Genomic DNA, 13,247 nt, shown 5'->3' with positions numbered 1-13,247 from the left:
GGATTGCTTACACGTAGAACGACTTCAGCGGCGGGAAACCGTTGAATTCAACCGCGCTGTAACTGGTGGTGTACGCACCGGTCGACAGCCAGTACAAACGATCACCGATTGCCAGGTTCAGCGGCAAACCGTACTTGTAGTTCTCGTACATGATGTCGGCGCTGTCGCAGGTCGGGCCGGCGATGACCACTTCTTCCATTTCGCCTTTCTTCTCGGTCCAGATCGGGAACTTGATGGCTTCGTCCATGGTTTCGATCAGGCCGGAGAACTTGCCCACATCCGTGTACACCCAGCGCTCTACCGCCGTGCGGGATTTACGCGCGACCAGTACCACTTCGCTGACCAGGATACCGGCGTTGGCGATCAGCGAGCGGCCAGGCTCGAGGATGATTTCCGGCAGGTCGTCACCGAAGTCTTCCTTGAGGAAACGGATGATTTCTTCAGCGTAGGTTTCCAGGCTGTTGGTGCGGGTGATGTAGTTGGCCGGGAAGCCGCCACCCATGTTGATCAGCTTGAGGTGAATGCCGTCTTCTTCCTTCAGACGCTCGAAGATCACTTTGACCTTGGCGATCGCTGCGTCCCAGACGCTGATGTCGCGCTGTTGCGAGCCGACGTGGAACGAGATGCCGTAAGGCACCAGGCCCAGGTCACGGGCGAGGATCAGCAGGTCCATGGCCATGTCGGTCTGGCAGCCGAATTTGCGCGACAAAGGCCAGTCAGCCGTGGTCGAGCCTTCGGTGAGGATGCGCACGTAGACTTTCGAACCCGGTGCAGCCTTGGCGATGTTGCGCAGGTCGGCTTCGGAGTCGGTGGCATACAGACGCACGCCCTTCTCGTAGAAGTAGCGAATGTCCTTGGATTTCTTGATGGTGTTGCCGTAGCTGATGCGATCCGGGCCAACGCCCTGGTTCATCACTTTGTCGAGCTCGTAGATCGACGCGATGTCGAAGTTCGAACCTTTTTCTTTGAGCAGGTCGATGATTTCGACGGCCGGGTTGGCCTTGACGGCGTAGTAGACCTTGGCGAATTCGAAACCGGCGCGCAGGTCGTCATAGGCCTGGCTGATCATCGCGGTGTCGATCACCACGAACGGGGTTTCTTGTTTGTCGGCGAAGGCCTTCATTTTGTTGAAGGTATCGCGCGCGAAATAGTCTTCGACGTTGATCGACATGCTGGGAACTCCTACTGGCAAACTGAAATTAACAATGGGTGCAAATGAACGTCCTCCGTATCCCCACTTTGGTTCGCCTACTTCCCAAGGCATGTCGCCGAAAGCAAAAAGGCCATGGGAAGCGCTGCTTTCCCTTGGCCTTGCTGTCTCGTCGTCAGTACTTGAGCCGGATGGATCGTTTCCAGCATGGACGTTCGGCGCGAACTTTAGGGCGTGAGGGGCTTGAGATCAACAAAAAATGTCGCGTTTTTGCACGCTTCCGTCGTGCGGTCCCGGACAACTACTGATGTAACCGACCTGCATGACAGTGTGATGTTCCCGCTGGATGGGTATTTGAGGGGGGGCAGAGGGATTTATGGTGTTGCCATTCGCGAGCAGGCTCGCTCCCACAGGAGATTTTTGTTGATGCGCAAATTGCATGCACACCACAGATCCCTTGTGGGAGCGAGCCTGCTCGCGAAGGCGTCCGTCAGGCCAGTGCAACCTCGGCAGGCGAAACGATGCTGGTCTTGCCACCACGAGACTTGCCGGAGCTCAAATACTCGGCGATCGACTCCTGCGTGACTTCGCCGAGGAACACCCGCTCGGCATCCATCACTGGCAGCCACGAACGGTTGAACTCGTACATGCGCGACAGCAGGATGCGCAGATGCTCGTCGAACGCCGCCGTCGCGTTGAACTCACGCAGGTACTGCGCGCAAGTCCCGGCCTGACGGTGCAGGTCACGACGACGCACATAGCCCAGTGCCTTGTTGTCAGCACAGGTGACCACGACATAACGACGGTCGAGTTCGTCCATCAACTCCAGCGCTTCAGCCACCGGCGTTTCCGGGCTCACCGACGGTGCGTTGTCCGCCGCGTCCTCGGCTTTGACCAGCAACAGACGCTTGAGCGTGCTGTCCTGGCCGACGAAGTTGCTGACGAAATCATCCGCCGGATGCGCCAGCAGCGTGTCCGGATGATCGATCTGCAGCAGTTTGCCGGCGCGGAAGATCGCAATTTTGTCGCCCAGCTTGATCGCTTCGTCGATGTCGTGGCTGACCATGATCACGGTCTTGTTCAGCGCACGCTGCATCTCGAAGAATTCGTTCTGAATCATCTCGCGGTTGATCGGGTCGACCGCGCCGAACGGCTCATCCATCAGCAACAACGGCGCATCCGCCGCCAGTGCGCGAATCACGCCGATCCGTTGTTGTTGACCACCGGATAATTCACGCGGGTAGCGATTCAGGTATTGCTTGGGCTCGAGCTTGATCATGCTCATCAACTCGCGGGCGCGGTCGTGGCATTTCTGTTTGTCCCAGCCGAGCAGGCGCGGAACGATGGTGATGTTTTCCTCGATGGTCATGTTCGGGAACAGACCGATTTGCTGGATCACATAACCGATGTTGCGACGCAGGGTCACTTCGTCGAGGTCGGTGGTGTCTTCGCCGTTGATCAGGATCTTGCCCGAGGTCGGCTTGATCAGGCGGTTGATCATCTTCAACGTGGTGCTTTTGCCGCAGCCCGATGGCCCGAGGAACACACAGATTTCGCCTTCATTGACGGTCAGGCTCACCGAGTCCACGGCTTTCACATCTTTGCCGTTGCTTTGGAAGGTCTTGCTGAGGTTTTGAAGTTCGATCATTTCAGGAGTCCTTTTGGAGTCAGCGTGCGTTGCAGCCATTGCAGAAGCAGGTCGGCGAAGATGGCCAGGAGACTGACCAGCACGGCGCCGACGATCAGCATCGACATGTCGCTGCGGCTGATGGAAGCGAGAATGAGTACACCGAGGCCACCGGCACCGATGGTTGCGGCGATGGTCATGACACCGATGTTCATGACCACGGCGGTGCGCACGCCGGCGAGGATCACTGGCACTGCAATCGGCAGTTCGACCATGCGCAGGCGCTGGCCGAAGGTCATACCGATGCCGCGGGCGGCTTCGCGAATACCCGGTTCGACACCGGTCAGCGCCAGGTAGGTGTTACGCATGATCGGCAGCAGCGAGTACAAAAACACTGCAGTGATCGCCGGCATCGGACCGAGGCCCTGGCCGAATTTGGAGTAGAACGGCAGCAGCAGGCCGAACAGCGCAATCGACGGCACGGTCAGCAGCACCGTGGCGCTGGCCTGCAAGGGACCGGCGAGCGTCGGAAAACGCGTCATCAGAATGCCCAGCGGTACGCCGACCACGATCGCCAACGTCACGGCGATGCCGACGAGGGTGATGTGTTGCCAGGTCAGGTGCAGCACCAATGGCCAGTCGAGATGGGAAAAGGCGTTCAGAAATTCCATGTCTTTTCCTCCTTATTTAATGGGATGTTGGCGCAGGAAATCGGCGGCAACGGATGACGGGCTTTGGTGATCGACATCGACCCGCGCGTTGAGCTGGCGCATGGTTTCGTCGTCGAACAGTTCGGCCAGCGGCTTGAGTTCTTCGGCGAGTTTCGGATGGGCGTCGAGGTAAACCTGACGCACCACTGGCGCGGCGGTGTAGTCGGGAAAGTAGTGCTTGTCGTCTTCGAGCAGTTTCAGCTTGAAGGCGTTCAATCGACCGTCAGTGGTGTAGACCAGACCGGCAAATACCTGGCCGTTGCGCAGGGCGGTGTAGACCAAGCCAGCATCCATTTGCCGGATGTTTTTGCGCGTCAGGTTCATGCCGTAGAGGTCGACCATGCCGTTCAGACCGTCGGAACGGTTGGCGAACTCGGTGTCCAGCGCGACCAGGTGATTCTGTTTCTGCTCAGCCTGCAACACCGTGTTCAGCTCGCTGATGGTGTTGATCTGTGGATAGGCCTTCGCGGTTTTTTCCGGCAGGGCCAGGGCGTAGGTGTTGCTGAACTTCGACGGGGTCAGCCAGACGAGGCCTTTTTTCGCGTCGAGTTCTTTCACCTTGGCGTAGGACTGGGCGCTGTCGAGTTTTTCCGTGATGTGGTTGTAAGCCACCAGCGACACGCCGGTGTATTCCCACATCAGATCCAGCTGGCCACTTTCGTGGGCGCTGCGAGCCAGGTTGCTGCCCAGTCCGCCGGTCACCTGAGTGTCGTAACCCTTGGTGCGCAGGTATTGGGAGGTGATTTCCGCCAGCAGGGTTTGTTCGGTGAACACCCGCGCGCCGATGCGGATGACCGGTTTTTCAGCGGCTTGGGCAAATCCTGCGAACAGCAGGGCGCAGCCTAGTAAAAAGCTAAATGTCTTCATAAAGATTCCTTTGCCGAGGCTTAAGACGGGCGCAAGCCGCGTTCGAGCCAGAGGCGGCTGGCGAGTGTCACCAGACCGTCGAGCAGCAAGGCCAGCAGGGCGGTGCAGGCCGCGCCGAGCAGCAATTGCGGCTGATTGTTCAGGGCGATGCCAGGGAAAATCAGGCTGCCCAGACTGTTGGCGCCGATCAGGAACGCCAGCGGTGCAGTGCCAACGTTGATCGCCAGCGCCACGCGCACGCCACCGATGATGATCGGTACCGCGTTCGGTAGTTCGACTCGCCACAGCACTTGGGTCGGGGTCATGCCGATGCCGACAGCGGCTTCTTTCAGTGAACCCTGAACGTTTTTCAGGCCTTCATAGGTGTTGCGCACGATCGGCAACAGCGAGGCGAGGAACAGGGCGAAGATCGCGGGACCGCTGCCAATGCCCAGAATCCCCAGGGCGATGGCCAGTACGGCGAGAGGCGGCACGGTGTTGCCGATGTTGAAGAGCTGCATGAAGCGCTCAGCTCGGTCCACCATGGACGGACGGCTGAGGAAGATACCGGCGGGAATGCCCACAACAAGGGCGGCCAGCATGGAAACAAGGACGAGAATCAGATGAGCTTGCAGGTAAAACAACAAATCGTCGCGGTAATGTTCGATCGTGTTGATGCCAATCCAATGGACCAGCAGGGCCAGAAGGGCGACGACAACCGCTCCTCCTATCAGCCCTTTGCCATAGCGAATAGCCACAGGCGGACTCCTTTTTTCTTTTGTCGGCGAACGCAGTCCCGAGTGGCAATGCCATTCCTGGCTGCCGGGAAATAACGTTCGCGAGAAGCAGCGCGTTCTATGTCCGCAAAGGGACATGAATCGAGCCATAAGCGCAGCCTCGTCAGGCCAACTTGCTGATTTTTCAGCCCCTGGTACGAGTGCTGTAACAGGGGAGTGGACGTCTGCACCTTTTAAAAGGTTCCATAATTAACAGCATTTAGCCACCCTTGATGTCCCCTCGGGTCGGTCAATCGCCGTTGGCGACAGGGCGAGCGGTGGTCCGTAAGGCTCGGTTTGCGCTATACTCGCCGCCCTTTTTTGAATCACCTGCCAGGCGATTTCCCATGACCAAACAGGCCGCCGAAGTCGCGAAACGCCGCACTTTCGCCATTATTTCCCACCCCGATGCCGGTAAAACCACCATCACCGAGAAGCTTTTGCTGATGGGCAAGGCGATTGCGATTGCGGGCACGGTGAAGTCTCGCAAGTCCGACCGCCATGCCACCTCCGACTGGATGGAAATGGAAAAGCAGCGTGGTATTTCCATTACCACGTCGGTCATGCAGTTCCCGTATCGCGACCACATGATCAACCTGCTCGACACACCGGGCCACGAAGACTTCTCCGAAGACACCTACCGCACCCTGACTGCGGTGGACTCGGCGTTGATGGTTCTTGACGGCGGTAAGGGTGTAGAGCCACGGACCATCGCGCTGATGGACGTTTGCCGTCTGCGTGATACGCCGATTGTCAGCTTCATCAACAAACTCGACCGTGACATCCGCGACCCGATTGAACTGCTCGACGAGATCGAAGCGGTCCTGAAGATCAAGGCTGCGCCGATCACCTGGCCGATCGGTTGCTACCGCGACTTCAAGGGCGTGTACCACCTCGCCGACGACTACATCATCGTGTACACCGCCGGTCACGGCCACGAACGTACCGATGTGAAAATCATCGAGAAGCTCGATTCCGATGAAGCCCGCGCGCATTTGGGCGACGAGTACGATCGCTTCGTCGATCAGCTGGAACTGGTGCAGGGTGCCTGCCACGAGTTCAATCAGCAGGAGTTCCTCGACGGCCAACTGACGCCGGTGTTCTTTGGTACTGCATTGGGTAACTTCGGTGTCGATCACGTGCTCGATGCCGTGGTCAACTGGGCGCCGAAACCGCTGGCCCGTGTGGCCAACGAGCGCACCGTCGAGCCGGTTGAAGAGAAATTCGCCGGTTTCGTGTTCAAGATCCAGGCGAACATGGACCCGAAGCACCGCGACCGCATCGCCTTCATGCGTATCTGCTCCGGCAAGTACGAAAAAGGCATGAAGATGCGCCACGTGCGCACCGGCAAGGACGTACGGATCGGCGATGCGCTGACGTTCTTCTCCTCCGAGCGTGAGCAGCTGGAAGAAGCGTTTGCCGGCGACATCATCGGTTTGCACAACCACGGCACCATCCAGATCGGCGACACCTTCACCGAAGGCGAAGTCCTGGGCTTCACCGGTATCCCGCACTTCGCCCCGGAACTGTTCCGTCGCGTGCGCCTGCGTGATCCGCTGAAATCCAAGCAGCTGCGTCAAGGCCTGCAGCAATTGGCGGAAGAGGGCGCGACCCAGGTGTTCTTCCCCGAGCGCAGCAACGACATCATCCTCGGCGCCGTCGGTGTGCTGCAGTTCGATGTGGTCGCCAGCCGCTTGAAAGAGGAATACAAGGTTGAGTGCTCCTACGAGCCGATCACCGTTTATTCCGCACGCTGGATCGATTGCAGCGACAAGAAGAAGCTGGAGGAATTCTCCAACAAGGCCGTGGAAAACCTCGCGATCGACGGCGGTGGCCACCTGACCTACCTGGCCCCGACCCGGGTCAACCTGGCATTGATGGAAGAGCGCTGGCCGGACGTGAAATTCCGTGCGACGCGTGAGCATCACTAAGCGCTGAGTCGAAACACCAAAAACCCCGTTGCGAAAGCTGCGGGGTTTTTTATTGCCTGAGGTAGTTCCCCTTGTGGGAGCGTTCCATGACTTGAAATAACTGTTCGCCATAACCCTTATTCAAAACCAATCTGCCGATCACGGGCATTTCCAGCCCATCGTTAGCGTCCTATCTGGTGAACCACGCTGATCGGAACTAGATTTCATTCAGTGCCAGTCAGGCACCCAAGCGTCACCCAAAAAGGATGGATTCGGCTATGAGCATTTTTCAACGCATTGTGCTGTTGCTTAAGGTTTTAGTGATGTTGTCCGTGGGCATGTCGGCGGCGTGGGCGGAATGCCCTGAGCATGGCGAGCAGGTGTCGAGCGGGCAAGTTGTACATGCCGGAATGATGATCGCCAAATCCGAATCCGAACCTGGGGACCAGGATCAGGGCGGCAGCAAGGATGATGACGATTCGACCACTGAAGAACCCGACACCGACGACGATGAAGGTGACAGCCAGTCTTGATCGGCAGGCAAAAGAAAACCCCTTCTACTCCAACTGATGCGCAGTCGATGTAGAAGAGGTCCGGTATTGCTGTGGGAGCAAATCTGCTCCCACATTTTTATGCCGCGCCGTCGAGGAATTGCTCGGCGTAGTGGCAAGCCACCTGGCGGTTATCGAGAGGGCGCAAGGCTGGCTCTTCGGTGCTGCAACGCTCGGTGGCGTACGGGCAGCGCTTGTGGAAAGCGCAACCCGACGGCGGGTTCAACGGGTTGGGCAATTCGCCGACGATCTTGATTTTCGGCTTGTTCGGGTCCGGGTGAATGGTCGGTGTCGCCGACAACAGCGCCTGGGTGTAAGGGTGCAGCGGACGCTCGTAGATGTCGTTCTTCGGACCCATTTCCACCGGGCGACCGAGGTACATCACCATCACGTCATCGGCAACGTGTTGTACCACTGCCAGGTTGTGGGAGATGAACACGTAAGCGGTGTTGAACTCTTGCTGCAAATCCATGAACAGGTTCAGCACCTGTGCCTGAATCGACACGTCCAGCGCCGAGGTCGGTTCGTCCGCTACCAGCACTTTAGGCTGCAGCATCATTGCCCTGGCCAAAGCGATCCGCTGGCGCTGACCGCCGGAGAACATGTGCGGATAACGCTGGTAGTGCTCGGGACGCAAGCCCACCTGCTTCATCATCGCCTGCACTTTCTCGCGACGTTCGGACGCACTCAGGTTGGTGTTGATCAGCAGGGGTTCGGCGAGCTGGTCACCGACCTTTTGCCGTGGGTTGAGCGACGCGTACGGGCTCTGGAACACCATCTGCACGTCTTTGCGCAGTTGCTTGCGCTGGGCCTTGTCGGCACCGGCGACTTCCTGACCGGCGATTTTCAAGGAACCGGAGGACGGCTCTTCGATCAGGGTCAACGCACGGGCCAGGGTGGATTTGCCGCAACCCGATTCACCGACGACCGCGAGGGTCTTGCCGGCTTCCAGTTCGAACGACACGCCATTGAGGGCGCGTACGGTCGCATGGCCCTTGAACAGGCCGCGGGACACTTCGTAGTGACGGGTCAGGTCGCGGGCGGTAAGTACGACGGCCATTACGCCACCTCCTGATTAAGCGGGTAGAAGCAGCGGGCGAGGCTGTTGCTTTTCGGGTCCAGGGCAGGACGTTGCTGACGGCAGGTTTCCTGCACGTACGGGCAACGCGGCGACAGCAGGCAACCCTGCGGACGGTCATAACGACCGGGAACGATGCCCGGCAGTGTCGACAGGCGTGTGGCGCCCAGGCTGTGTTCCGGAATTGCCTTGAGCAGTGCTTCGCTGTACGGGTGCGCCGGAATGTCGAACAGCTGTGGCACCTGACCGACTTCAACCGCTTGGCCGGCGTACATCACGCACACGCGCTGGGCGGTTTCAGCCACGACCGCTAGGTCGTGAGTGATCAGCACCAGGCCCATGTTCTGCTCTTTCTGCAACGCCAGCAGCAGGTCCATGATCTGCGCCTGAATCGTTACGTCCAGTGCCGTGGTCGGTTCGTCAGCGATCAGCAGTTTCGGTTCGCCGGCAATCGCCATGGCGATCGCAACACGCTGGCTCATACCGCCGGACAGTTGGTGCGGGTAGGCGTCCATACGGCTCGCGGCGCCCGGGATTTCTACTTTTTCCAGCAGCTCGATGGCGCGCTTGCGCGCTTGTTTGCCGGACATTTTCAGGTGCAGGCGTAGCACTTCTTCGATCTGGAAACCGACGGTGTAGCTCGGGTTCAGCGCGGTCATGGGGTCCTGGAAGACCATGGCCAGGTCTTTGCCGACGATCTTCCGACGTTGACGGTTGCTGAGTTTGAGCATGTTCGTACCGTCGAAATTCAGCGCGTCGGCGGTAACGATTCCCGGGTGCTCGATCAGGCCCATCAGCGCCATCATGGTCACGGATTTACCCGAACCCGACTCGCCAACGATGGCCAGAACTTCGCCCTTGTCCACGGAAATGTCGAGGCCGTCGACCACCGGAACAGCATTGGCGTCGCCGAAACGAACGCTGAGATTCTTGATTTCTAACAGTGACATTTGAATCTCCTCAGGCGGCGTTCTTGAGTTTCGGGTCCAGCGCATCGCGCAGGCCGTCGCCCATCAAGTTGATTGCCAGCACGCTGAGCAAAATGGTCAAACCTGGCAGACTGACTACCCACCAGGCGCGTTCGATGTAGTCGCGAGCCGAAGCCAGCATGGTGCCCCACTCAGGGGTTGGCGGTTGTACGCCAAGGCCGAGGAAGCCCAGTGCCGCGGCATCGAGAATCGCCGAGGAGAAGCTCAAGGTCGCCTGAACGATCAGTGGCGCCATGCAGTTGGGCAGCACAGTGACGAACATCAGGCGTGGCAGGCCGGCACCGGCCAGGCGTGCGGCGGTCACGTAGTCGCGGTTCAGCTCGCCCATCACCGCGGCGCGGGTCAGACGAACATAGGACGGCAACGAAACCACGGCGATGGCGATGATGGTGTTGATCAGGCCAGGGCCGAGGATGGCGACAATCGCCACGGCCAGCAGCAGGGACGGCAGGGCCAGCATGATGTCCATGAGACGCATGATGGTCGGGCCGAGCAGGCGCGGGAAGAAACCGGCGAACAGACCCAGCAGGATGCCGGGGATCAGCGACATGACCACCGACGACAGACCGATCAGCAGCGACAGGCGTGAGCCGGTGATCAGCCGTGACAGCAGGTCACGCCCCAGCTCATCGGTGCCGAACAGGAACTGAATCTGCCCACCTTCCAGCCAGGCCGGCGGTGTCAGCAGGAACTCGCGAAATTGTTCGCTCGGGTTGTGCGGGGCAACCCATGGCGCGAACAGTGCGCAGAACACCACGAGGATCATGAACAGCAGGCCGGCGACAGCCCCTTTGTTCTTCGAGAACGCTTGCCAGAACTCTTTGTACGGCGATGGATAAAGCAGGCTTTGATCGACTGCTACTGAGGGGGTTGGAGTGCTCATTAGTCTTGATCTCAGCGCTGGTGACGAATGCGTGGGTTGGCAAAGCCGTAGAGGATGTCCACGATGAAGTTGACCAGAATCACAATGCAGGCAATTAGCAGGATGCCGTTCTGCACCACGGGATAATCCCGCGCGCCAATGGCTTCGATCAGCCATTTGCCGATGCCTGGCCAGGAGAAGATGGTTTCGGTCAGGACCGCACCGGCCAACAGGGTGCCGACTTGCAGGCCGACCACGGTCAGCACCGGGATCAGGGCGTTGCGCAGGCCGTGGACGAATACCACGCGTGCTGGCGACAGGCCTTTGGCGCGGGCGGTGCGGATGTAGTCTTCACGCAGCACTTCGAGCATTGAAGAGCGGGTCATCCGTGCAATCACCGCCAGCGGAATGGTGCCCAATACGATTGCGGGGAGAATCAGGTGGTGCAGGTAGTCGAGCAGGGCGCCGGGTTCATCGCTGAGCCAGGTATCGATCAGCATGAAACCTGTTGGGCGCTCGATATCGATAAGCAGGTCGTTTTGCCCCGATACCGGCGTCCATCCCAGGGTCACCGAGAAGAACATGATCAGAATCAGGCCCCACCAGAAGATCGGCATCGAATATCCCGCAAGGGAGATGCCCATTACCCCATGGTCGAACAGGGACCCTCGCTTGAGTGCCGCAATCACCCCGGCCAGCAGTCCCAGGACGCCAGCGAACAGCAGGGCGGCCATGGACAGCTCGAAGGTGGCGGGGAACAGGGACTTGAATTCGCTCCACACGCTTTCACGGGTACGCAGCGATTCGCCGAGGTCGCCGTGAGCCAGTTTGCCGACGTAGTCCAGGTATTGGGCATACAGCGGTTTGTTCAGACCAAGGCGTTCCATTGCCTGAGCATGCATTTCGGGGTCGACTCGACGTTCGCCCATCATTACTTCCACGGGGTCGCCTGGAATCATGCGAATCAACGCGAAAGTCAGCAAGGTGATGCCGAAGAACGTGGGGATCAATAACCCCAATCGGCGGGCAATAAAACTAAACATCTTGTGGTGTACCTCATCAGCCGGTTAGGCGTGCCTGGTGTCCCTGGAGTCAGGGACACCGGGAGTTTTCTTATTTACTTCACCTGGGTGGTGGCGAAGTTATTCGTGGTAAGCGGGCTAATGTGATAGCCCTCTACGTTGTTGCGCATTGCAGTAAACATCCGGGTGTGCGCCATGCTGATCCATGGCTGGTCCTGATTGAAAACCTCCTGGGCTTGCTCGTAGAGCGCTGCACGTTCCGTCGGGTTCACTTTAGCTCGGGCTTCGTCGATCAGCGTCTGGAATTTCTCGTTGCACCAGCGCGCGTAGTTTTCGCCGTTCTTGGCTGCTTCGCAACTCAGCATAGGCGTCAGGAAGTTATCCGGATCGCCGTTATCACCCGCCCATCCGGCGGAAACCATGTCGTGCTCGCCGTTTTTCGCACGTTTGAGCATTTCGCCCCATTCCATGACGCGAATATCGATCTTGATGCCGACCTTGGCCAGGTCAGCCTGCATCATCTGCGCGCCCAGCATCGGGTTCGGGTTGGTCGGCCCGCCGCCGTTACGGGTGAACAGTGTAAACGTTGTGCCTTCCGGTACGCCTGCTTCCTTGAGCAAGGCGCGGGCCTTGTCCAGGTCACGCGGCGGGTTGGTCAGCTTGTGGTTGTAGCCCAGCAGGGTGTCCGGGTACGGGTTGACCGCCACCGTCGCATTGCCTTTGCCGAACAGCGCGTTGACATAGGCCGCCTTGTCGAACGCGATGTCGATGGCTTTGCGCACGCGCACATCGCTCATGTATTTGTGCGAGGTGTTCATCGCGATGTAGGAAACGGTCATCGCGTTCAGCTCATCAACCTTCAGGTTGGTGTCTTTCTTGATGCTCGGGATGTCATCCGGTTTCGGATACAGCGCGATCTGGCACTCGTTGGCCTTGAGCTTTTGCAGACGCACGTTGTTGTCGGTGGCAATCGCCAGGATCAACGCGTCAGCCGGTGGCTTGCCACGGAAGTAGTCCGGGTTGGCCTTGAAGCGAACCTGAGCGTCCTTGTTGTAACGCTGGAACACGAACGGGCCGGTGCCGATCGGCTTGTTGTTCAGGTCGCCGGCCTTGTTCGCCTTGAGCAACTGGTCGGCGTATTCGGCCGAGTAGATCGAGGAGAAGGCCATGGCGATGTCGGCCAGGAACGGCGCTTCACGACGGGTCAGGGTGAACTTGACCGTGTTGTCGTCGACTTTCTCGACGCTTTTCAGCAGTTCCTTGAAGCCCATGCTTTCAAAGTACGGGAAACCCACGCTCGACAGTTTGTGCCATGGGTGGTTCGGGTCCAGCTGACGCTGGAAGCTCCAGACCACATCGTCGGCGTTCATGTCGCGCGTCGGCTTGAAGTAATCGGTGGTGTGAAACTTGACGCCTTTGCGCAGGTGGAACGTGTAGCTCAGACCGTCTTCGCTGATGTCCCAGGAATCGGCCAGTGCCGGAATCACTTCAGTGGTGCCCGGCTTGAAGTCCGCCAGACGGTTGAAGATGGTTTCAGCCACGGCGTCGGCTGTGACTGCAGTCGTGTACTGGACCATATCGAAGCCTTCCGGACTGGCTTCGGTGCAGACCACCAGGGGTTTGGCAGCGACGCCAACAGCAACACTCAGCAACGCGGCAGCGATGGCCGCACGTAGGGGAAGCATTTTCATCAAGAACCCTCTGCAATCAGTTAAAGGACTAATGT

At 58.9% G+C, this 13,247-nt stretch carries 12 protein-coding genes; 2 read left to right on the top strand and 10 right to left on the bottom strand.

All coding sequences use genetic code 11. The annotated features are described in order from the left end of the window. Positions 1–7 precede the first annotated feature (7 nt). The 5 genes from AC07N8_RS12425 to AC07N8_RS12405 all read right to left on the bottom strand — a co-directional run bounded on the left by AC07N8_RS12425 (position 8) and on the right by AC07N8_RS12405 (position 5,091). Positions 8–1,171: a type III PLP-dependent enzyme gene (locus tag AC07N8_RS12425; RefSeq protein WP_027924486.1), complete on the bottom strand. Its 1,164-nt coding sequence runs from the start codon at positions 1,169–1,171 to the stop codon at positions 8–10. Positions 1,172–1,640: 469 nt separating this feature from the next. Then, positions 1,641–2,798, bottom strand: a complete 1,158-nt coding sequence (locus AC07N8_RS12420) for an osmoprotectant ABC transporter ATP-binding protein OsmV (RefSeq protein WP_483842517.1) — start codon at positions 2,796–2,798, stop codon at positions 1,641–1,643. Next, positions 2,795–3,448, bottom strand: a complete 654-nt coding sequence (locus AC07N8_RS12415; protein ID WP_123435280.1) for an ABC transporter permease — start codon at positions 3,446–3,448, stop codon at positions 2,795–2,797. Before AC07N8_RS12415 ends, AC07N8_RS12420 begins: the two co-directional genes overlap by 4 nt. 12 nt (positions 3,449–3,460) lie before the next feature. Beyond that, a complete protein-coding gene (locus AC07N8_RS12410) occupies positions 3,461–4,354 on the bottom strand; it encodes a glycine betaine ABC transporter substrate-binding protein (protein WP_483842518.1) in 894 nt (297 codons plus the stop codon). A gap of 20 nt (positions 4,355–4,374) precedes the next feature. After that, a complete protein-coding gene (locus tag AC07N8_RS12405) occupies positions 4,375–5,091 on the bottom strand; it encodes an ABC transporter permease (RefSeq protein ID WP_483842519.1) in 717 nt (238 codons plus the stop codon). A gap of 365 nt (positions 5,092–5,456) precedes the next feature. On the opposite strand from AC07N8_RS12405, the gene AC07N8_RS12400 reads away from it, so the two are divergent. Next, a complete protein-coding gene (locus AC07N8_RS12400) occupies positions 5,457–7,040 on the top strand; it encodes a peptide chain release factor 3 (protein ID WP_483842520.1) in 1,584 nt (527 codons plus the stop codon). A gap of 257 nt (positions 7,041–7,297) precedes the next feature. Then, positions 7,298–7,552, top strand: a complete 255-nt coding sequence (locus AC07N8_RS12395) for a hypothetical protein (protein ID WP_483842521.1) — start codon at positions 7,298–7,300, stop codon at positions 7,550–7,552. Positions 7,553–7,649: 97 nt separating this feature from the next. On the opposite strand, the gene AC07N8_RS12390 is transcribed toward AC07N8_RS12395, so the two are convergent. The 5 genes from AC07N8_RS12390 to AC07N8_RS12370 form a co-directional block, all read right to left on the bottom strand. Beyond that, the gene (locus AC07N8_RS12390; protein WP_493143787.1) at positions 7,650–8,630 is read right to left on the bottom strand and encodes a peptide ABC transporter ATP-binding protein; all 981 of its coding nucleotides are present in this window, start codon (positions 8,628–8,630) and stop codon (positions 7,650–7,652) included. Beyond that, the gene (locus AC07N8_RS12385) at positions 8,630–9,598 is read right to left on the bottom strand and encodes an ABC transporter ATP-binding protein (RefSeq protein ID WP_483842523.1); all 969 of its coding nucleotides are present in this window, start codon (positions 9,596–9,598) and stop codon (positions 8,630–8,632) included. Before AC07N8_RS12385 ends, AC07N8_RS12390 begins: the two co-directional genes overlap by 1 nt. Before the next feature lie 10 nt (positions 9,599–9,608). After that, entirely contained in the window at positions 9,609–10,520 is a 912-nt protein-coding gene (locus AC07N8_RS12380) for an ABC transporter permease subunit (protein ID WP_483842524.1), read from the bottom strand. A gap of 11 nt (positions 10,521–10,531) precedes the next feature. Next, positions 10,532–11,542, bottom strand: coding sequence for an ABC transporter permease subunit (locus tag AC07N8_RS12375; protein WP_483842525.1), 1,011 nt, complete (start codon positions 11,540–11,542; stop codon positions 10,532–10,534). A gap of 74 nt (positions 11,543–11,616) precedes the next feature. Further along, complete coding sequence (locus tag AC07N8_RS12370; protein WP_483842526.1) at positions 11,617–13,212, bottom strand: ABC transporter substrate-binding protein; 1,596 nt, start codon at positions 13,210–13,212, stop codon at positions 11,617–11,619. Between the last annotated feature and the right edge of the window lie 35 nt (positions 13,213–13,247).

The sequence above is a fragment of the Pseudomonas sp. GW821-FHT10C09 genome (assembly GCF_059415465.1).
Note: the sequence above shows the minus strand (reverse complement) of the source record. Positions and strands in the feature narration are given on the sequence as shown.